The organism is Rhodococcus sp. NPDC060086 (genome assembly GCF_042730275.1).
Lineage (GTDB): Bacteria > Actinomycetota > Actinomycetes > Mycobacteriales > Mycobacteriaceae > Rhodococcus.
On the sequence record NZ_JBHWWZ010000003.1, the window covers coordinates 134,091 to 153,460 of the forward strand.

The 19,370-nt window shown below is 67.3% G+C and carries 23 protein-coding genes and 2 pseudogenes; 17 read left to right on the forward strand and 8 right to left on the reverse strand.

Annotated features, from left to right (window positions below; genetic code table 11):
- Positions 1-2 precede the first annotated feature (2 nt).
- Positions 3-563, forward strand: a complete 561-nt coding sequence (locus ACFWB0_RS03445) for an AAA family ATPase (RefSeq protein WP_378489024.1) — start codon at positions 3-5, stop codon at positions 561-563.
- Between the two features lie 135 nt (positions 564-698).
- Here ACFWB0_RS03445 and ACFWB0_RS03450 read toward each other — a convergent pair whose 3' ends face one another.
- The gene (locus ACFWB0_RS03450; protein ID WP_378489025.1) at positions 699-905 is read right to left on the reverse strand and encodes a hypothetical protein; all 207 of its coding nucleotides are present in this window, start codon (positions 903-905) and stop codon (positions 699-701) included.
- 49 nt (positions 906-954) lie between these two features.
- Here ACFWB0_RS03450 and ACFWB0_RS03455 point away from each other — a divergent pair, with 49 nt between their 5' ends.
- Positions 955-1,830, forward strand: coding sequence for an aldo/keto reductase (locus ACFWB0_RS03455; protein ID WP_378489026.1), 876 nt, complete (start codon positions 955-957; stop codon positions 1,828-1,830).
- A 153-nt stretch (positions 1,831-1,983) separates the two neighbouring features.
- Positions 1,984-2,712, forward strand: coding sequence for an acetoacetate decarboxylase family protein (locus ACFWB0_RS03460; RefSeq protein WP_378489122.1), 729 nt, complete (start codon positions 1,984-1,986; stop codon positions 2,710-2,712).
- Here ACFWB0_RS03460 and ACFWB0_RS03465 read toward each other — a convergent pair.
- From ACFWB0_RS03465 to ACFWB0_RS03475, 3 genes are read right to left on the reverse strand one after another with little or no spacing between them, the layout of a single operon-like run.
- Positions 2,702-3,379 (reverse strand): GntR family transcriptional regulator, encoded by a 678-nt coding sequence (locus ACFWB0_RS03465; RefSeq protein ID WP_378489027.1) that lies wholly within the window; start codon positions 3,377-3,379, stop codon positions 2,702-2,704. The two genes, ACFWB0_RS03460 and ACFWB0_RS03465, sit on opposite strands and share 11 nt — an antisense overlap.
- On the reverse strand, positions 3,366-4,121 hold the full coding sequence (locus ACFWB0_RS03470) for a maleate cis-trans isomerase (protein WP_378489028.1): 756 nt from the start codon (positions 4,119-4,121) through the stop codon (positions 3,366-3,368). The genes ACFWB0_RS03465 and ACFWB0_RS03470 overlap by 14 nt, the downstream gene beginning before the upstream one ends.
- A 15-nt stretch (positions 4,122-4,136) precedes the next feature.
- Complete coding sequence (locus ACFWB0_RS03475; RefSeq protein WP_378489029.1) at positions 4,137-4,877, reverse strand: Asp/Glu/hydantoin racemase; 741 nt, start codon at positions 4,875-4,877, stop codon at positions 4,137-4,139.
- A gap of 80 nt (positions 4,878-4,957) precedes the next feature.
- Here ACFWB0_RS03475 and ACFWB0_RS03480 point away from each other — a divergent pair, with 80 nt between their 5' ends.
- From ACFWB0_RS03480 to ACFWB0_RS03510, 7 genes and pseudogenes are all read left to right on the forward strand, one after another.
- The gene (locus tag ACFWB0_RS03480; RefSeq protein ID WP_378489030.1) at positions 4,958-5,932 is read left to right on the forward strand and encodes a D-2-hydroxyacid dehydrogenase; all 975 of its coding nucleotides are present in this window, start codon (positions 4,958-4,960) and stop codon (positions 5,930-5,932) included.
- Between the two features lie 57 nt (positions 5,933-5,989).
- Positions 5,990-7,357 carry an amidase gene (locus tag ACFWB0_RS03485; RefSeq protein WP_378489123.1) on the forward strand — a complete coding sequence of 456 codons (1,368 nt, stop codon included), beginning with the start codon at positions 5,990-5,992 and terminating at the stop codon, positions 7,355-7,357.
- Between the two features lie 31 nt (positions 7,358-7,388).
- Positions 7,389-7,597, forward strand: a pseudogene (locus ACFWB0_RS03490) (IS110 family transposase); the annotation flags it as partial.
- A gap of 159 nt (positions 7,598-7,756) precedes the next feature.
- A complete protein-coding gene (locus ACFWB0_RS03495) occupies positions 7,757-9,214 on the forward strand; it encodes an aldehyde dehydrogenase family protein (protein WP_378489124.1) in 1,458 nt (485 codons plus the stop codon).
- An 84-nt stretch (positions 9,215-9,298) separates the two neighbouring features.
- Entirely contained in the window at positions 9,299-9,592 is a 294-nt protein-coding gene (locus ACFWB0_RS03500) for a hypothetical protein (RefSeq protein WP_378489031.1), read from the forward strand.
- Positions 9,589-9,948: a hypothetical protein gene (locus ACFWB0_RS03505; protein ID WP_378489032.1), complete on the forward strand. Its 360-nt coding sequence runs from the start codon at positions 9,589-9,591 to the stop codon at positions 9,946-9,948. The genes ACFWB0_RS03500 and ACFWB0_RS03505 overlap by 4 nt, the downstream gene beginning before the upstream one ends.
- Before the next feature lie 45 nt (positions 9,949-9,993).
- On the forward strand, positions 9,994-10,137 hold the full coding sequence (locus ACFWB0_RS03510; protein ID WP_378489125.1) for a hypothetical protein: 144 nt from the start codon (positions 9,994-9,996) through the stop codon (positions 10,135-10,137).
- Positions 10,138-10,591: 454 nt separating this feature from the next.
- On the opposite strand, the gene ACFWB0_RS03515 is transcribed toward ACFWB0_RS03510, so the two are convergent.
- On the reverse strand, positions 10,592-10,756 hold the full coding sequence (locus ACFWB0_RS03515; RefSeq protein WP_378489033.1) for a hypothetical protein: 165 nt from the start codon (positions 10,754-10,756) through the stop codon (positions 10,592-10,594).
- 161 nt (positions 10,757-10,917) lie between these two features.
- On the opposite strand from ACFWB0_RS03515, the gene ACFWB0_RS03520 reads away from it, so the two are divergent.
- The 3 genes from ACFWB0_RS03520 (at position 10,918) to ACFWB0_RS03530 (ending at position 15,041) form a co-directional block, all read left to right on the forward strand.
- Positions 10,918-13,677: an ATP-binding protein gene (locus ACFWB0_RS03520; RefSeq protein ID WP_378489034.1), complete on the forward strand. Its 2,760-nt coding sequence runs from the start codon at positions 10,918-10,920 to the stop codon at positions 13,675-13,677.
- Between the two features lie 160 nt (positions 13,678-13,837).
- Positions 13,838-14,662, forward strand: coding sequence for an alpha/beta fold hydrolase (locus tag ACFWB0_RS03525; RefSeq protein ID WP_378489035.1), 825 nt, complete (start codon positions 13,838-13,840; stop codon positions 14,660-14,662).
- 55 nt (positions 14,663-14,717) lie between these two features.
- Positions 14,718-15,041 carry a putative quinol monooxygenase gene (locus ACFWB0_RS03530; RefSeq protein ID WP_378489036.1) on the forward strand — a complete coding sequence of 108 codons (324 nt, stop codon included), beginning with the start codon at positions 14,718-14,720 and terminating at the stop codon, positions 15,039-15,041.
- On the opposite strand, the gene ACFWB0_RS03535 is transcribed toward ACFWB0_RS03530, so the two are convergent.
- Positions 15,038-15,295, reverse strand: coding sequence for a hypothetical protein (locus tag ACFWB0_RS03535; RefSeq protein WP_378489037.1), 258 nt, complete (start codon positions 15,293-15,295; stop codon positions 15,038-15,040). The genes ACFWB0_RS03530 and ACFWB0_RS03535 overlap by 4 nt on opposite strands.
- 160 nt (positions 15,296-15,455) lie before the next feature.
- Between ACFWB0_RS03535 and ACFWB0_RS03540 the strand changes: the two genes are divergently transcribed.
- The 4 genes and pseudogenes from ACFWB0_RS03540 to ACFWB0_RS03555 form a co-directional block, all read left to right on the forward strand.
- Positions 15,456-15,887 carry an Rrf2 family transcriptional regulator gene (locus ACFWB0_RS03540; protein WP_378489038.1) on the forward strand — a complete coding sequence of 144 codons (432 nt, stop codon included), beginning with the start codon at positions 15,456-15,458 and terminating at the stop codon, positions 15,885-15,887.
- A gap of 91 nt (positions 15,888-15,978) precedes the next feature.
- Positions 15,979-16,731 carry an SDR family NAD(P)-dependent oxidoreductase gene (locus ACFWB0_RS03545; RefSeq protein WP_378489039.1) on the forward strand — a complete coding sequence of 251 codons (753 nt, stop codon included), beginning with the start codon at positions 15,979-15,981 and terminating at the stop codon, positions 16,729-16,731.
- A gap of 351 nt (positions 16,732-17,082) precedes the next feature.
- Complete coding sequence (locus ACFWB0_RS03550) at positions 17,083-17,499, forward strand: nuclear transport factor 2 family protein (RefSeq protein WP_378489040.1); 417 nt, start codon at positions 17,083-17,085, stop codon at positions 17,497-17,499.
- Between the two features lie 9 nt (positions 17,500-17,508).
- Positions 17,509-18,077 (forward strand): annotated as a pseudogene (locus ACFWB0_RS03555) (MFS transporter); the annotation flags it as partial.
- Between the two features lie 122 nt (positions 18,078-18,199).
- Here the strand turns inward: ACFWB0_RS03555 and ACFWB0_RS03560 are convergent.
- Together ACFWB0_RS03560 and arsB are read right to left on the reverse strand one after the other, a co-directional pair.
- Positions 18,200-18,328, reverse strand: a complete 129-nt coding sequence (locus ACFWB0_RS03560) for a hypothetical protein (RefSeq protein WP_378489041.1) — start codon at positions 18,326-18,328, stop codon at positions 18,200-18,202.
- Positions 18,328-19,368 carry an ACR3 family arsenite efflux transporter gene (arsB, locus tag ACFWB0_RS03565; protein ID WP_378489126.1) on the reverse strand — a complete coding sequence of 347 codons (1,041 nt, stop codon included), beginning with the start codon at positions 19,366-19,368 and terminating at the stop codon, positions 18,328-18,330. The genes ACFWB0_RS03560 and arsB overlap by 1 nt, the downstream gene beginning before the upstream one ends.
- Between the last annotated feature and the right edge of the window lie 2 nt (positions 19,369-19,370).

Genomic DNA, 19,370 nt, shown 5'->3' on the forward strand with positions numbered 1-19,370 from the left:
CGGTGCCACTTCTCGACGCCTCCGCGCTACTCCCCGATCGCCCCTGCCGCATCGTCGTGGCGGGGGCGTCGGGCTCGGGGAAGACGACACTTTCCGCCCGGATCGGTGACGCGCTCGGCATCGAACACATCGAGATCGACGGGCTGCATCACGGACCGAACTGGACGCCGCGGCCGTCGTTCGTCGCCGACGTCGAGGATTTCACCGCGAAGCCGCACTGGGTGACCGAGTGGCAGTACACGGTGGTGCGTCCGCTGCTGGCAGACCGCGCGGATCTGATGGTGTGGCTCGACCTTCCCCGCTCCACGGTGATGCGGCAGGTGGTGCGCCGGACGCTACGGCGACGCATCCACCGTGAGGTGCTGTGGAACGGCAACATCGAACCAGGTCTGCACACGATCTTCACTGACCGCACGCACATCATCCGCTGGGCGTGGTCGACGTACGGGCTCTTCCCGGAGCGCATCCGCGAAGTGCTCGAGCGGCGTCCCGAACTGCCGATCGTGCAGCTGACGAGCCGACGTGACGTCGAGAGGTGGACGGTCCGACTCGGACTCGAGTAGCTGCCGCGACCTCACCGATCGCATCTTCAGCCATCTCGGCGACATCAGCGTCGCCATCATCGAGTGCGCCGACGTACCGCGTGCATCGGTCGATGGCGTGCAGGACGTCGACGATGCGCTGGTCTGCATCGCGGCTCACAGTGCGACCGCGCCCTCGAGCGCCGACACTGCAATCGGCCGCTCGAGCAGCTGGAGCGGGAACACGTCGATGTCGTCGCGGCGGGCTTCGTCATGTCCCCATGACACGAAAGGTCGCGGCACGGTATCGACGACATCGAGATCACCGTTGCCGAATACATCAATGGATTCGATCAGCGACGGCTTCATGGCGAGATCGGGCACGACGTGCGATCGGTGTCGAGACCCTTGAAGTCTCGTTAACCTCGTACACATGACGACTCCCGACATCACGCTGAACTCCGGAACCACCATCCCTCAGCTGGGCCTCGGGGTCTGGCAGGCCACGAACGACGAGACCGAGCACGCCGTCCGATTCGCAATCGACGACGCCGGCTACCGACACATCGACACCGCCGCCGCGTACGGCAACGAGGAGGGCGTGGGCCGCGCACTCGCGGGCACGTCGGTTCCACGTGAGGACATCTTCGTCACCACCAAGCTCTGGAACTCCGACCAGGGCTACGACTCTGCTTTGAAGGCATTCGACTCGAGCCTGAAAAAGTTGGACACCGACTACGTCGACCTGTACCTGATCCACTGGCCGCTCCAGGACAACGATCGTCTGTTGCGCACGTGGGACGCCCTCGAGAAGATCGTCGAATCCGGACGGGCGAAAGCCGTGGGTGTGTGCAACTTCGAGCCGCACCACCTGCAGTTGCTCGTCGACCGCGGCGGGCTGCTGCCCGCCGTCGACCAGGTGGAGCTACACCCGAACCTGCCTCAGCATGCGATCCGCGGGGCCGCCGCCGAGCACGGGATCGCGGTCGAATCGTGGAGCCCGCTCGGCGGCACCAGCAACTCCGGCTGGGGGTCGAATTCGAAGCCCAACACCCTGCTCACCGACCCCGTCATCGACCGGATCGCCGATCGTCACAGCAAGACCGCGGCCCAGGTGCTGATTCGGTGGCATCTGCAGAACGGGCTGATCGTGATCCCGAAATCGGTCCACGACGCGCGCATCGCCCAGAACATCGACGTGTTCGATTTCGAACTGTCCGACCTCGATCTCAGCGAGATCGACACCCTCGACAACGGCAATCGCGTAGGCGCGCATCCGGACGAGATGAACCTCGGCGCGCCCAGCTGACCGCTCTACCCACGCTCCCTTCCCCGCCTTCCCCTTCCGAGCGAGTGGTACACCCGATCGATTCATCGAGACGGGTGTACCACTCGCTCCGTCGTGGGAGGGTTCCACTGACGACTAGAACGTGTTCTCATTGCAGTCATGAGTGAGGTTCACATGGTGCTGGGCACTCCCGTCGAGATGCCGGTGCAGGTGCGCACGGCGACGGCGTTCATGGCCGTCTTCTCCGTTCCCGTCTCCCCCGCTCAGCCGCTGATCGACCACACCGGACTCGAGCTCCTGCAGCACCGGCCCGGCCGCGGACTGTGCACGCTCGTGTTCGTCGACTACGTGGACGGCGACCTCGGCCCGTACAACGAGTTCGGAGTCTGCTTCCTCGTGCGCGACCACGCACGGCGCGGCGGCGGCGTACTGCAAGACCTGCGCGACCTCGCCACCGGAGGCGCTGGCGCGCTGATCCATCAGTTGCCGGTCGACGGAGAGTTCACACGCGCAGCGGGCCGGGGTATCTGGGGCTTCCCGAAGATCCTGGCCGATTTCGACACCGACCATCACAGCGACACCAAGCATGGACGTGTGAACTGCGACGGAGCGCTGATCGCGGAGATGTCGGTGACCCCCGGCCTCCCCGTTCCCGGCAAGGGCATCGCCGCGTCGCTGGCCGCGTACTCGCACCTCGACGGCGTCACGCGTCGGACGACGTGGGACATGAATCCCAGCGGTGTGCGCACCCGGATCGGCGGCGCGACGCTGCAGCTGGGCACCCATCCGATCGCTGAGGAGCTACGCGGCCTGGGTCTGCCTCGACGCGCATTGGTCACGTCGTCGATCCCCGATCTGAAGATGACGTTCGGCGAGGCGGAGGTCGTCACTCCTATCCCGTGAGATCCTGACCCCTGAGCCGATCGACGGTGTCGTGCAGATGTTCGACGAGGAGTTTGCGCACAACGTCCGGCTCGGCGGTACGGATCGCGTCGCGCAGCGCGACATGCTCGTCGACCTGCACCTGCAGGTCGCGATAGGTGGTCTGCAGCGCCCCGAGGCACATGCGGGTCTCGACGAGCAGAGTGCGCGCCGACCGGATCAGCCGCGGGCTCGACGCGCCGGCAACGAGGACCTCGTGGAACATCTGGTCCGCATCGGAGACACCGCCGGCGTCACCGCGTTGTGCGGCGGCGCGCATCGCATCGATCGCTGCGCCGAGGTCGCGCCACGTGGCCTCACGTCGTCCGTCGAGTACGAGATCGAGCGCGCCGCCCTCGATGACGCGGCGACTGTTGTAGATGTCGACGACGTCGTCGAAGGTCAGTTCGGTGACGAAGATGCCGCGGTTCCGGATGCTGTAGAGCAGTCCCTCCGACACGAGACGCTGCATGGCCTCGCGCAACGGCCCCCGCGACACGGCGAAACGTGTCGCGAGTTCGGCCTCACCGAGCTGCGCGCCCGGTTCGATGGCGCCGCGGACGATGGCCGACCGCAATTGATCAGCGATCAACTCCGCCGTCGACGGTTGGGCCACAGGTTGGAGATCTCCGAGATCACCGAGCGCCATGATCGATACCTTCCTCGAACAGTGTGCCCAGCTGCGGGCGTACACATGTATATCCCGCGAGGCGAAGCCCCTCCCACACCGAGACCTGGTTGGCAGTGAGCACCGGCTTGCCGACCTGCTTTTCGATCTCGGGCAGGAACCTCAGCGTGTGCATGGCGGTGTCGGGAACGAGAAGTACCTGCGCGTCGGGGTGGTCGTTGTCCGAGGCGAGGGCAAGCACTTCATCCGGGGTGAGAGTGCCCACCTGCGCTGCGGTCTCGATGCCCGCGCCGGTGAACGAGACGACGTCGATCCCCGCGGCACGCAGGAATTCGACGAACAGCTCACTGACGTCGCGCGGGTAGCTCGCCGCGATCGCGACACGTGTCGCGCTGTGGTTGTTCTGTCCACCGAGTACACGCAGTGCTTCGACGAACGCGAAACTGGTGCTCGACGCCGGGATGTCTCCTGCCGCCGCCGACAGCTCGGCTACCTGGTTGCGCGCACCGTCGGGTCCGTAGACGAAACTCCCGGACGTGCACGCCCACACGACGACGTCGGGCGACTCCGGCGCGAGCTTCGCTGCCCCAGCGGCGAGTTTGCTCGGGCTGCCCAGGTCGAGCAGCTCGGGCACCGCGTGCAGATCGGTGCCGTAGATGTGGGCGACGGGAATCCGGACGCCGAGGAGATCTGCGGCGAACGGATAGTCGTCCTCCGCTGCATGGTCGGGGTAGATGATCCCCACCGTCGGACTCTCACGCACCTGGAACACCTCGCATCAGAAGACACCTCTCAACCACTGGCCCGGCCCGGTCATCGGCAACTGCATCCGCCCGAGGCACGCCCAGATCGTCAGCTGGTTTGCCGTGAGCACCGGTTTTCCGAGCTCACGTTCCAACGGTGCGATCAGGTCGTAGGTCGGCAGGTTGGTGCAGCTGACGAAGATGGCCTGGGAGTCGGGGGTATCGGCCCCGATGATGTGTTCGGCGATCGTGCGGTAGTTGACCTTCCAGATGCCTCCCCCGAGGCCGAGATGCCGAGACCGCACGACATCGGTTCCGGCTTCGGCAAGAAAGTCGTGCAGGAGCAGTGTCAACTCCTCGTCGTACGGGGTGAGCACCGAGATCTTGGTCAGACCCAGTTCACGGAGTGCTTCGAGTAGCGCCCCCGAGGTCGTCACCGCTGCGGGCGCACCGGCCTCGCAGATCGCGTCGCACAGCGTCTTCTCGAATCCCACACCCCTGATGAAGGACCCGGAACTACAGAGGTAGGCAACCACTTCCGGCTCGACCTGCAGAATGTCGCGGGTTGCGGCCACGAGGTGACGTCGATCGGACACGAGTTCGGCCATCGCTCTGCTCACCGCAACGGGTTGGAAAGGTGTGCGCGCAAGGTGCAGGCTCACTTCGAGCGGAGTCCAGCGCCACAGTTCGCGTTCGAGCGCGAGATCGAACGGTGCGATGATGCCGATGCCCCGTTGCGCGAGGGGCCCCTCGAATTCGGGGATGTTCAATTCCATAGGGTCCTCTGCTTCTACCCGAAGACACCACCATACGAGGATTGTTGACAATAATACGATGCACTCATACGGTGTCAATCGTGACAGTGAATCCTGTGGTGGCAGTACTCCATGCAGAGACCGTGCCGGACACGGCGCTTCTGGCCTCGGTAGCCGAGCACGCCGAGATTCGCTACACCGACAGCGACGGTCTCGCGACCGCACTAGCGGGCGCCGACGTGCTGTTCGTCTACGACTTCCTCACCGATGCACTCCCCCAAGCATGGCACGCCGCCGAGTCACTGCACTGGGTGCATGTGGCGGCGGCCGGCGTGGATCCCCTCATGTTCCCCGCTCTGCGAGACAGCGACGTCACCGTCACCAATTCCCGGGGCGTGTTCGATCAACCGATCGCAGAATACGTTCTCGCACAGATCCTCTCGTTCGCGAAGGGCCTCCCGGAATCACTCCGGCTCCAGCGCGAACACACGTGGCGGCACCGCGAATCCGAACGCATCACCGGACGCACCGCGCTGGTCGTCGGGACCGGTCCTATCGGTCGCGCGATCGCACGCCTGCTCACCGCAGTGGGCATGCAGGTTCGAGGGTCGGGGCGACGCGCACGCGACCAGGACCCGGACTTCGGTACCGTCACCGCCACCGAAGACCTTCCCGACGCACTCGCCGACGCCGACTTCGTGGTCGTGGCCGCACCCCTGACCGAACAGACACGCAACATGTTCGACGCTGACCTGTTCCGCGCGATGAAACCTGGCGCGCGCTTCATCAATGTCGGACGCGGCGATCTCGTCCGCACCGACGATCTGGTCGACGCACTGCAATCCGGTGAACTCGCCGGAGCCGCACTCGACGTCGTCGACACCGAACCACTCCCCCCGGAACATCCACTGTGGGATATTTCGAATGTCATGATCACACCGCACAATTCCGGCGACTTCGCCGGATGGAGAAATGCGCTGGTCGACGTGTTCGTCGACAACTTCCAGCGGTGGCGCGCCAACGGAGAACTCGAGAACGTCGTCGACAAGCATCTCGGCTACGTGCCGAGTACCTGAGGCCGCACACCCGGTAACAGGCCCGAGCATCAGGGAGGCAGCTTGAAGCCCACCGACATGACCGCCGTCGAACTGGTGACTGCCTTTTCCGCGGGTGAGCTGTCCCCGGTGGAAGCGGCCCGGGCCGTCCTCGACGACATCGCCGCGCGCGACCGCGACATCAACGCGTTCTGCCTCGTCGACGAAGAACGCACCCTCGAACAGGCGCGACTCTCCGAGGAACGCTGGCGCACCGGATACGCCAAGGGCCTGCTCGACGGAGTGCCCATCTCGATCAAGGACATCTTCCTCACGAAACACTGGCCCACATTGCGAGGTTCACAGGCCGTCGATCCCGACCAGGTATGGGACGTCGACAGCCCTGTCGTCGCCCGACTACGGGAAGACGGGATGGTGTTCGTCGGCAAGACGACCACCCCGGAGATCGCTTGGAAGGCCGTGACAGACTCCGCGCTGCACGGGATCACCCGCAATCCCGTCGACACGACGAAGACGGCAGGCGGATCCTCCGGCGGGAGCGCCGCAGCAGTCGCCGCCGGCTTCGGACCCTGCTCGGTGGGCACCGACGGAGGTGGCAGCATCCGCATCCCGGCGGCGTTCTGCGGTGTCGTCGGATTCAAACCCACCCACGGCCGCATCCCGCTGTTTCCGGCGAGCCCGTTCGGCCCGCTCGCGCACGCCGGACCGATCACCCGAACCGTCGAGGACGCGGCCCTGCTCACCGACATCCTGTCGCTGCCCGACCCACGCGACCCCACCGCGCTCGCACCGCCGGTCATGACGTTCCGCGGGGCACTGGATCGTGAGGTCGTCGGTCTCGGTGTCGCGTATTCGAAGACGCTCGGCTACGTGTCGGTCGATCCCGAGGTCGGCGACATCGTCGACCGCGCTGTGCGCCGGCTCGCCGACGCCGGCCTGATCGTCACGGAAGCCGATCCCGGGTTCGACGACCCACTCGACGCGTTCGAGGTGCTGTGGGCGTCCGGCGCCGCCGCGATGTTGAAGAACTTCCCCGACGGCGCCCGCGACAAAGTCGACCCTGGACTCGGCCGGGTGTGGGAGCGCGGTGAAACACTCAGTGCTGTCGAGTATCTCGACGCGCGCGCGGTCGCTGCCGCTGTGGGCATCACCATGGGCACATTCCACCTGACGCACAACGTGCTGATCACCCCCACCATGCCGATTCCCGCGTTCGAGGCCGGCTACGACGTTCCCTCGGGTTCTTCGGCCACAAGCTGGCCGCAGTGGACGCCGTTCAGTTACCCGTTCAACCTGTCGCAGCAACCTGCGATCAGTATTCCGGCGGGGAAGACCGCTGCCGGGCTTCCCGTCGGTCTCCAGATCGTGGGGCCACGGCACTCGGACGACCTGGTCCTCGCCGTCGCGCGGTTCGCGGAGTATGTGCTGGCCGATCAGAAAGGTTGAAACGGAGGAGCATTCATCATCGCCTTTCGCCGCCCGCACCATGCCGCACACCCTGCGCCGGGTCGATGTCGGTGATGAAGCCTCGGCCGAGCTCGGGTCCTCGTCGGATTCGACGACGACCTCGCCGGTGAAGCCACCCACATCAGCCACCTCATCAGCGGCTTACTCACCGGAATCCACCCCGCCTTCGAACGAGTTCTCGGTCCGCGGATCGCGCATCCGGCCATGCTCGAAATCCTGTGGAAACACACCCGCCATCCTCGGAAAGACAACGGCTTCTCAGCGAGCCGTCGGCCGGATGTCAGTCAGCTGACGGAGGCTGTCTGCACGGTGACCGAGCCATTCTCGTGGAGACATCGAAACCGCCCGGTACCCGGGCGAGACCACGAGGAGCACACTGTGAACACCATCGCGCAGCACTGGATCAACGGACAGTGGACCGGCTCCGGCTCGGTTCTGGAATCGATCAACCCGGCCGACGGCACAGTCGTCGGCTCGTTCTACGACGGTGGCCAGGCCGAGGCCTCGGCCGCCGTGGACGCCGCCGCCGCCGCGTTCGAGACCACCGAATGGTCGCGCACTCCCTCGCTTCGGGCGACCGCGCTCAGTCGGCTGGCCGACGCCCTCGAGGCCCGGGTGCCCGAGGTTGCGGCCATGTTGTCCCAGGAGAACGGCAAGCTGCTGGGTGAGACCACGTGGGAGGTCAGTGGTGCGGTCGGATGGCTGCGGTACGCGGCGGCCTCTGCGCGCACCCAGAACGCCGGGCGCGCCGCCGAGACGGCACCTGGCCAGTACACCCACTCTGTGCCCGAACCGCTCGGTGTCGCCGGGATCATCTCTCCCTGGAACTCCCCCATCATGCTGACCGTGCGGGCGCTGGGCCCGGCGCTGGCCGCCGGCTGCACCGTCGTGGTCAAGCTTCCGGCTCAGACGGCGCTGACCAATGAGCTTTTCGCGCAGGTCCTGGCCTCGGTCACGGAGATCCCGGCGGGCGTGGTCAGCGTGTTCACCGAGTCCGGCAACACCGGGGCCCCGTTCCTGGTCTCCTCGGACAAGGTCGACGTGATCAACTACACCGGCAGCACGCCGGTCGGGCGCCGTATCGCGGCCGCGGCCTCCACCACGCTCAAGCGGCTCGGTCTGGAACTGGGCGGCAAGGCGCCGATGGTGGTCCTTCCCGACTCCGATCTGGACATAGTGATCCCGACCGTGGTGCAGTCGCTGGTGCTGATGAACGGGCAGTTCTGCTGCACCGGCTCCCGCGTACTGGTTCACCGGGACATCGCCGACCAGGTGCGCACCCGACTCACCAACGCGCTCGCGCAGGTGCGGCTCGGCTCGGGTGACGACAAGGATGCCCAGCTCGGCCCGGTGATCGACAGGGCGTCCGCCCAGCGGGTGGACGCGATCGTCGAGGAAGCCACCTCGTACGGCACGGTACTGCTGCGCGGCGGCGTGGTCACCGACGGCCCCCTGGCCACCGGTGCGTTCTACCGGCCGAGCCTGATCGAGGTGGACCGCACCGACGTTCGGATCGTGCAGGAAGAGGTCTTCGGTCCGGTCCAGACGTTCGAGATCTTCGACGACGAGGACGACGCCGTGACCAAGGCGAACGCCACCATCTACGGCCTGGCCGCCTCGGTGTTCAGCTCGGACTCGATGAAGGCCCGCCGGATCGCCCGGCGCATCCGCACCGGCACTGTATGGATCAACACCTGGGGAGCCATCAGCGAGGACTTCGAGGAAGGCGGCGTCAAGGGCAGCGGTTACGGCTATCTGTGCGGCCCGCGAGCGATTGAGGAGTTCCAGACCCTCAAGGTGTATGTAGAGCAGGACCATACCCAGTCCACGCACTGATCAGATCATGCCCCGGCCGGCGCCCGCCGGGCTCCGGTTCCGGGGCCCAGGCCGGCTGAGGAGCTTGCGGAAGCCGGGCACCAGTTGCTTCTGCACGATCGCAACCCGCAGCAACCGGTGCCGATCGCTCAACGCTTCAGCGCCGAGCAATACATCGCCGAGTTGTCCGCTCCGGCCAAGACCCAGCGACTCGTGGCCGAAGTGGCGGCACGACACCAGCAGCGGCTGGCGGTGAACCATCCGAGTCCTGTGCTGCTCACCTGGCGACTGCTGCCGCTGTTGCGCGCGGGCAGCCCATCCCGCAGCGCCAACATCACCTCGGTCGTGCAGGAACCGATGAAATCAAAACGCAGCATTTCGATTTGGAGTGGTCGATGAACGAGAGAAGTGTTTCCCATGCCTACGGTGCCGACGATCCTGGACTGCCAAGCCCACTGGCAGCGACAGACATCCGGCACACGCTCCGGGAGCAGAGCCGGAACGCGTTCGCGAACGCCGAACCCCGGCTCCGCCCCACCGTTCCGGCCGCCGTCCGGCGTTGGAAGTTGTGGCTGCTCACCGTGTGCGCTATCTACCCCACCATCGTCCTGCTGGGGCTGGCCACGAACCCTGTTCTGGAGGATCTGTACCTGCCGGTGCGACTCGCTGTACTCGTCCCGGTGGCGGCAGCAGTGATGGTCTGGCAGATCAATCCCCGACTGCAGCGGCATTTCGGAGCTTGGCTCACCAGATGACAAGCAGCGCGAGGCCGCGATGAGACCCACCGCGGCGTCTCCTCACTGGAACTCTTCTTCGACCTGTGCTTCATCGTGGCCATAATCCAGGCAAGCGCCCAGTTGGTGCACGCCCGGGAAGCACGAGGAAAGCGCCGTGCCAGTACTGTGAGCGAACCCCTCGCCGCCGCGGGACCCACTGCGTCCTGACGCGGTGCGAGGTGCCCTGTAGCCCGCCGGTAGGACCGTCGTGCGGCGAGCTTGCCTCCCAGGCCTATTCGCCCGGTTCCCGGACCATCCCCGCCTCGTGCGTCGAGCAACTCTTTGCGCCGCGGTTCCAGCTCGCCCGCCCGCAGTGCCTTTCTCTGCTGGTGAAGCCACCTTCCAAGCGGAGAAGCCTTCGTCGCGCCTACCCTGGTCCCGCGTCGTACGGGACCGGGGTAGGGGCCGATGACCTCGTTCTCGGATCGCCGGCGCCGCAGGGCCTTTCGGCCCTTCGACCAGATCAGGGGACCGGGTCGGTAGACCCGGGTGCGCAAAACGGCCGCGATGGTCGCTGGGTCGGGCAGGGTGGAGAAGTGGAGCAGGGCGGACTCGGCAGCGGCGTCGCCGTCGTAGTGTTCCTGGTCTCCGTCGGCGCCGATGATCCTCGACGAGTCGTTCATCATGACTGCGCAGGCCTCGGAGGACGCGACGAGGGGCGGTAGCCGGCGGAGGCGACCATGTCGTCCAGGTCTTTGCCGGGCGGGGCGACGACCGGCGCGATGATCCGCGTGACCTTCGTGCTGTCGCTGCGGTGGGGCTGCAGCGCCCGGCTGGTGATCTGCATGATCTTCGTTAGGGAGCTGCGAGTGTCGGCGAAGCGGATGTCTTCACGATCCGATTGCCGGTGGGTGCGATAATTGCTGGTCGAGTGCGTGGCTGGTGGTTCGACTGCTTCGCGAGGTACGACGAAGGACGCGGCGGATGTGGGCGAAGCCAAGGGCAGACATGAGCGTCGGCCCGACCGGACTGGTCGGTCGGGAGGGCGAGCTCGCAGAGCTTGCGGCGTTCCTGGACATGGCCGGGATGAACGGAGCCGCCCTGCTGCTCACCGGTGATCCGGGTGTGGGGAAGACTGCGCTCCTGGACGCGACCGCCGAGCTGGCGGTGGCGAAGGGAGTGCGGGTCGTCCGCGGGAGCGGCGTCGAGTACGAGACTGGCATCAGCTTCGCGGGACTCCATCAGCTCGTCGGTTCGCTGCCGGACGAGCTTGGTCGTCTGCCACGTTCCACGCGAGAGGCCCTCGAGGTCGCTCTCGGTCTCGGCGTCGGTCCCGCGGCGAGCCGGATCGCCGTCCTGAACGCGGCACTGGCCCTGTTCGACGAGGCCGCGAAGGAGCGGCCGTTGCTACTCGTGGTCGATGACCTTCATGCCGTCGACGAGGCGAGCCAGGCTGCGGTAGGTTTCGTCGCCAGAAGACTGGGCGGTCGCCGCATCGGACTGCTCGGAGCACAGCGAGAGGAGTCCGACGCATCCTTCCGCTCCACCGGTCTGCCGGAGCTCGAGATCGCGCCGCTGGACGACGCGGACGCCCTGCGACTGCTGTCCCGGCGCTTCGCCCACCTCCCCCGCCGGGTCCTTTCGACCGTGGCGCACGAGGCACAGGGAAACCCCCTGGCTCTGCTCGAGTTCGCCGGGTCCACGGAGGCGTCCGGCGACCGACACGGCCAAGGGGCGGGGTGGGCGAGCGGCCCGGGGCGGGACGTGCGCGCTCTGTACGGCGCCCGCGTCGGACGACTGCCGCAGAGAACGCGCGAGGTACTGCTGCTCGCGGCTCTCGAGGGCTCCGGCGACATCGGCATTCTCGAGGCGGCCGGCGGGCTGGGCAGCCTCGAGGAACTCGCTCCCGCGGAGCGTGACCACCTGGTCATGGTCGCGGAGAACGGCCGCGCGGTGCGCTTCAGGCACCCGCTGGTCAGGTCCGCGGTGGTCGACGGTTCCACCGGCGAGCAGCGGCGCAGCGCCCACCGCCGACTGGCCGACGCACTGGGCCACCAGCCCGAGCGGCGCGGTGATCACCTCGCGAGAGCCACGACGGCGCCCGACGAGACGGTCGCCGCCGTCGTGGAGTCGGCGGCCCGGAGCAGCCTGCGACGCGGTGACGCCGACGGCGCGATCGCGAGGCTGCGGCGCGCGGCCGAACTGAGTCCCGACCGAGGGGTCCGCAGGCGCCGCCTGTCGAAGGCCGCCTACGTCGCCGCCTGGGTCGCGGGCCATCTGGAGGTCAGCCACGAGATCATGCGTGAGATCGAGGGCGATCCGGCGGCCCGGTCGCTCGCGGCGGCCGCGGCGGCCGGCTTCCTCGTGCTCGTCACGGAAGGCGAGGCCGATACGGCGCACGCGCTGCTGATGGAGGCGGTCGGGCATGCCTCGGCGATGCCCGGACCGCCGCGTGAGGAGCTGGAGACCGCGCTCTTCGCTCTCACCCTCGCCTGCCAGTACTCGGGCCGGCCCGAGCACTGGCAGCCTCTGGTCGACGTGCTCGACCGGTTCCCCGAGGCATCGCCCGCCGCCGCGGCGTCGCTGGGGCGCGTCCATCACGACCTCGGTTCCGTCACCGACGGCATGCTGCGCCGCCTGGACGAGGAGATCTCGCGGCTGAGGGACCAGAGTGACGCCGACGTGGTCATCCGCACCGCCCTGACCGCCTCGTACCTCGACCGGCTTCCGGGCTGTCGCGAGGCCGTGTCCCGGGTCATACGCGACGGCGGCGCGGTGGGGTCGAGCATGCCGGCCCTGATGTTCGTCGCCCTGGACAACCTGTACGCCGGCCGGTGGCAGCCGTCGGCCGACGCCGCGGACGAGCTCATCGCACTCTCCGAGGAGACGGGATACCACTTGTTCGCCCAGGTGGGACACTACGTCGCCGCAATGACCGCGGCCCAGCGCGGCGACCTCGACGCGTGCCGCCGCCACTGTGAAGCAGTCTGGGGGTGGTCGAGGCCCAGGGGACTGCAGCGGCTGGAGAACTGCGCCCACCAGGCGGCGGCCCGGGCGGCCCTCGGCGCCGCCGACTTCGAGACGGCCTTCCGGCACGCCACAGCGATCTGCGCCCCGGGTGTGCTGCCGCCGTTCAACCCCGAGGCCGTGTGGTCCGCGCCGGACCTCGTCGAGGCCGCCGTGCGCACCGGGCGGCACGCGGAGGCGCGACGGCACGCGGACGCGCTGCACGACGCCGGTGTCGGCCACCTCTCGTCGCGGCTCGCGCTGAGTTCGGCCACGGTCACGGCGATGACATCAACTGCCGAGGACATGGTCCGGTGCTTCGAGGAGGCACTCGGACTGCCGGGCGTCGAGCAGTGGCCCTTCGAGGTCGGCCATGCTCGTCTGGCGTACGGCGAAGCGCTTCGCCGGCAAGGACTCAACCGTGATGCGCGGGTGCAGCTGGCCGCCGCCCGCGACCGCTTCGAGGAACTCGGGGCCCGTTCGTGGGAGGCCCGAGCCGCTGCGGAGCTCCGCGCCACCGGCATGACGCGGACCGGCCGGGGCAAGGCCGGTGAAGCCCTCACCCCACAGGAGCTGGAGGTCGCCAGGCTGGCGGCGACGGGGCTGTCCAATCCGCAGATCGCGTCGCGTCTGTTCCTTTCGCCGCGGACCGTGTCGTCGCATCTCTACCATGTGTTCCCGAAGCTGGGGATCACGTCGCGGGCCGAGCTCCGCGACGCTCTGGATGCGCTGCCTCCCGAGCCTTCGGCCACCCGGCTGTGAGAGCTACCGGTCGGGTCTCAGTACTGCCCCGGCACTGACGTGAGCGAGCCGCCGGCGGGATGTCAGTCAGCTGACGGAGGCTGTCGGTAGGGTGGCCGAGCCATTCTCGTGGAGACATCGAAACCGCCCGGTATCCGGGCGAGACCACGAGGAGCACACCATGCCGTTCGTCACCGTCAGCGACGGAACCGAGATCTTCTACAAGGACTGGGGCTCGGGCCGGCCGGTCATGTTCCACCACGGCTGGCCGCTGAGCTCGGACGACTGGGACGCCCAGCTGCTGTTCCTCGTCCAGCGGGGCTACCGTGCCATCGCCCACGACCGCCGGGGGCACGGGCGCTCCGCCCAGGTCGGCCACGGGCACGACATGGACCACTATGCGGCGGACGCCGCCGCCGTGGTGGCGCACCTCGGCCTGCGCGACGTCGTCCACGTCGGCCACTCCACCGGTGGTGGAGAGGTCGCCCGGTACGTCGCCAGGCACAGTGCGGGGCGGGTCGCCAAGGCCGTCCTCATCGGAGCGGTCCCGCCGCTCATGGTCCAGACCGAATCGAACCCGGGAGGGCTGCCGGTCGAGGTCTTCGATGGCTTCCGCGAGGCCGTGGCCACCAACCGCGCCCAGTTCTACCTCGACCTCGCCTCCGGGCCGTTCTACGGGTTCAACCGCCCGGGCGCGGACATCTCCCAGGGCGTCATCCAGAACTGGTGGCGCCAGGGAATGACCGGCAGCGCGCAGGCGCACTACGAGGGGATCAAGGCGTTTTCGGAGACCGACTTCACCGACGACCTGCGGGCGATCGACGTGCCCACGCTCATCATGCACGGCGACGACGACCAGATCGTCCCGATCGCCAACTCCTCCGAGACGGCAGTCACGTTGGTCGAGAACGCGCGCCTGAAGGTTTACCCGGGGCTGTCGCACGGCATGTGCACCGTGAACGCCGACACCGTCAACGCCGACCTCCTCGGCTTCATCGAGAGCTGACACCGGCCCGGTACCGACACGCAGCCCGTCAGCACGGAACAGAACAGGAATCACCATGACCGCAACACCCACCGGCTACGTGACCGTCGTCTGGGACGCGAAGGCGAAGGCCGGTAGAGAGGCCGACCTCAAGGCGTTCATCACCGCCGCCGTCACCCCCTCGCGCAACGACCCCGGCAACATCGACTACGAGGCCCACGAAGTCGAGGGCAGGCCCTGCGAATTCGTCATCTACGAACGCTGGGAGACCCGCGCCCACCTCGACGCCCACCTCGCCGCGCCCCGGATGCGGGAACTCGTCCCGCAGATGCTCGAACTGATCGACGGATCCATAGAGGACGGCATCCGCATCCTGCACCCGTTCCGTCCCGCCCACTAGCGCCGGACGCCCGCCGGCGGCAACAGGGCCTCGGCCACGAGATCTCGCGCAAACTCGTTCAGGCGGGCCAGACGGTCTGGATCGGAGCCCGAGACGCCGAGAACGGACGCAAGGCCGCCGACCCGCTCGGCGCCGACTTCGTCCAGCCGGACGTGACCGGCGGCACGGTGACCGACCGCACCGGCGTGCTCCCCTGGTGACGGTGGCAGGCTCGACGCCGGGACAGGCTTGGCAACCGTCCTCGCCCGGCGCACCGGTCGGGGCAGGCGGGCCCTTACTGAGGGTCCTGACCGGCACCCGCCCCTCACCCGCACCGCACTTCCCGGGCACTGGCCGCATCAGCTGCTTGCCGCATGGTGTTGTAACATCTATAGTTACGACTAACGCCGAGGAGCGAGGGAGGTGGAGCCCGACGTGAGTGCCAACAGCAGACTGACCGTCGCGGCGCACGCCCTGACATGGATCGGGCTGTATCAGCGGCGTGGCCACGAGGTCGCCACCTCCGAGCAGATCGCGACGAGCGTCAACACCAACCCCGTGGTGATTCGCCGCCTGCTGGGCGAGCTGCGCAAGGCCGGCCTGGCCGATTCACGGCAGGGGGCGGGGGCCGGCTGGATGCTCGCCCGGGACCTGTCGGCGATCACCCTGCTCGACGTCTATCAAGCGATCGAACCGGGGCCGGTCTTCGCCCTGCATCGCGCGACACCGAACCCCGAGTGCGTCGTGGGCCACGGCATCGGGCCGGCAATGACCGCCGTGTACGACGAGGTGGAGGCCGCCCTGCGCAGGGAGCTGGCAAAGACAACACTGGAAGACGTGCTGCGGGACGTCTTGAAAGCCGCCTGACCTCGAACCGTCGACTTCCCCGATCGGGGGGGTCGCATTCCACGACTACCGATGTAACAAAATTAGTTACACCGAGGAATTGGAGAATCTCATGGGACAACTGGACGACAAGACCGCCCTCGTCACCGGCGCCTCCAGCGGCATCGGCCTGGCGATCGCCCGCCGTTTCGCCGCCGAGGGCGCCACCGTCTACCTGACCGGGCGCCGCAAGACCGAGCTCGACGCCGCCGTCGCACAGGTCGGAGACCTAGGCATCGCCATCCAGGCCGATGCCTCCGATCTCGGCGACCTCGACCGGGTCTTCGCCGAGATCACGAACCGCAGCGGCCGCCTGGACATTGTGGTGGCCAACGCCGGGGTCGGGGATTACAGCCCGCTCGGCACGATCACCGAGGAAGAGTACGACCGCACTGCCTCGATCAATTTCAAGGGCACGGTCTTCACTGTCCAGAAGGCGCTGCCGCTGCTGACGGCCGGCGCGTCGGTGACGCTGATCTCTTCCAACTCGGCTCTGCTGGCCACCCCGGGCCTGGGCGTCTACGCCGCCTCCAAGGCCGCGGTCCGCAGTCTCGCGCGTACCTGGGCCGTTGAGCTGGCCGGCCGCGGAATCCGCGTCAACGCTCTTACCCCCGGCCCCGTCGAGACCCCTGGCCTGGCCGAGCTCGTCGCCGCTTTTCCGCGCGACGATCGGCCCACCGCGGCCGAGCCCGCCCCACCGACCCCGCTCGGCCGCTTGGGCCGTCCCGACGAGATCGCCGCTGCCGCCCTCTACCTGGCCGGCGACCAAAGCAGTTTCACCACCGGCGCGGAACTGCTCGTCGACGGCGGCGTCACACAGCTCTAGGCGGCGAATCGGCGAGGCGGGACGCATCGACGCTCCAGGACCTCCGAGCCGCGTACTTGCGACCGTCTCGCCAGGGCAACGGCTCCGACACAACAAGAAGCGCGTCATGAAGAGCGTGGTCGGTCCACTACCGGGCAGGCCGTCTTCCTCGCCGGTGACGACGAGAGCGCCAAGCCACCTTCACACGACTGCGGACCGAATTCTGGTTCGCGCCGGTCGACCTCGGCGCGCTACGCAAAGGCGGGGCGCTCATGCAGCTCGGCGGGCCACTGAGCGGCAAGCACTTCCTGTTCCAGAGCTGAGGCCCGACCGACACCCTCGAGAGACGAAGAGACAAAGGACAAAGGGACGATGACACCAGATACTCAGACCTCGCGCACCGTGGCCGAGAAGTTCCTGGAGCGCCTCGGCAGGCAGGACCCCGACGGCATCCAGGAACTGTTCTCCGAGGAGATCGACTGGCACGTCCCCGGCAGCGACGCGCTGCCCTGGACCGGGCGCCGTACCCGCCGGGAGGAAGTCGCCCCCTACTTCACCACCATGTGGCCGCACTTCGCGCACGGCCAGAGCAAGGTCGTGCTGGAGCGCCTCATAGTCGACGGTGGTGACGTGATACTGCTGGCAGTCTTCACGCACACCGCCGTGACCAGCGGCAAGGAGTTCACCACACCGGTGGCCATGCACCTGGCGGTCGAGGACGGCCGAATCGTTCGCATGCACCTCTACGAGGACACACTGACCGTCGCCGAGGCGTTCAACGCCGGCTGAGCGGAGGGTACTGCTGCCGTGCTGTTGTCGTGGACTCCCAGCTTTTCAACCGCGAGTACGGCATGGCCCCGGACAAAGCAGGTGTGGTCGCTTCGGTGTTCGTGTTGCTGATCGGCACCGGCATGGTGATGTGCGGATTCATCACCGACCGGGTCAGCCGCAACAGCCCTTCCGCGAAGTGGTCCAGTGCCATTGTGTTCTGCGTGATTTCGCTGGCTTCTCTCGGGATCGCGTTCCAATTGGAGCCGGGTGCGGCGCAGTTGACACTCATCGCGATCGGGGCGTTCTTCTCTGCCGGTTCGTCCGGTCCGACTGCCGCGATGGTGGCCAGCCTGACGCACCAGTCGGTGCGGGCTTCCGCCCTCGGCTCCCTGACCGTCGCCAACAACATCTTGGGGCTGGCGACCGGACCGTTCATCGTCGGCATCCTCGCCGACCGTCTCGGCCTCGTCGGCGCACTGCAACTTACTCCACTGGTGTACTTGCTCGCAATCGTGGCGCTGCTCGCCGGCAGACGGTTGTATGCAGCCGGTCTCGCGAAACTTGCGGTGCAGAGTGCCGCCGCAGGCAAGGCCTGACCTGCGGCCAACTCTGTGCGGGCGCTGTGATCATCGGATCAAGCAGATTGCGCAGCTCTGCCAGCGTCGCGGCATCGATGAGCTCATCGATAAGCATCACGAACGGACAGCGACCACCGGTCTCACCCATGAAACTGGGTCGGGGCGGTCAGGCGTTCGCCGGCGAGCGGGTGGCCAGCGAGGTCGGATGCGTATGAACCGTGGCGGCGCAGCGCCGCGTACGACTCGAACACCTCCTGACGTTCGGTCATCACGACACAACGGCGGCGGGCGAGCGTGTGAAACGTTTACGCAGTGCCAGCGAAACGTAGATCAGGGCGACGAGGACGGGCACCTCGATCAGCGGACCCACCACCCCGGCCAGGGCCTGACCGGAGGTGACACCGAAGGTGCCGATCGCCACGGCGATGGCGAGTTCGAAGTTGTTGCCCGCCGCAGTGAACGCCAGAGTCGTGGTGCGTTCGTAGCCGAGACCGATCGCGGCACCGAACAGGAACCCGCCGCCCCACATGAGGATGAAGTACGCCAGCAGCGGCAGAGCGATGCGGACGACGTCCCACGGCTGCGAGGTGATCTGCTCACCCTGCAACGCGAACAGGATCACGATCGTGAACAACAACCCGTACAGTGCCCACGGGCCGATCTTCGGCAAGAACGTGCCCTCGTACCACTGGCGGCCCTTGGCCTTTTCACCGAAGTGGCGGGTGAGGAAACCGGCGACCAGCGGGATGCCGAGGAAGATCAGCACCGATTTGGCGATCTGCCACGGCGAGACGTCAAGGGTCGTCTGCTCGAGTCCGAGCCAGCCGGGTAGCACCGAGAGGTAGAACCAGCCGAGCACCGCGAACATGATCACCTGGAAGACGGAGTTGATCGCGACGAGCACGGCGGCTGCTTCGCGGTCGCCGCACGCGAGGTCGTTCCAGATGATGACCATCGCGATGCAGCGGGCGAGGCCGACGATGATCAGGCCCGTGCGATACTCGGGCAGGTCGGGTAACAGCAGCCACGCGAGGGCGAACATCAGCGCCGGGCCGAGCACCCAATTCAGGATCAGCGAGGAGATCAGCAGCTTGCGATCACCCGTGACGGCGTCGAGGCGGTCGTAGCGCACCTTCGCGAGCACCGGATACATCATGATCAACAAACCGAGCGCGATCGGCAGCGAGATGTTGTCGATCTCGAGGACACTCAGTGCGTCGCCGAGCCCAGGTATGAGGCGACCGAGCAGTAGTCCGACGACCATGGCGATGCCGATCCACACCGCGAGGAACCGGTCGAGGACCGACATCT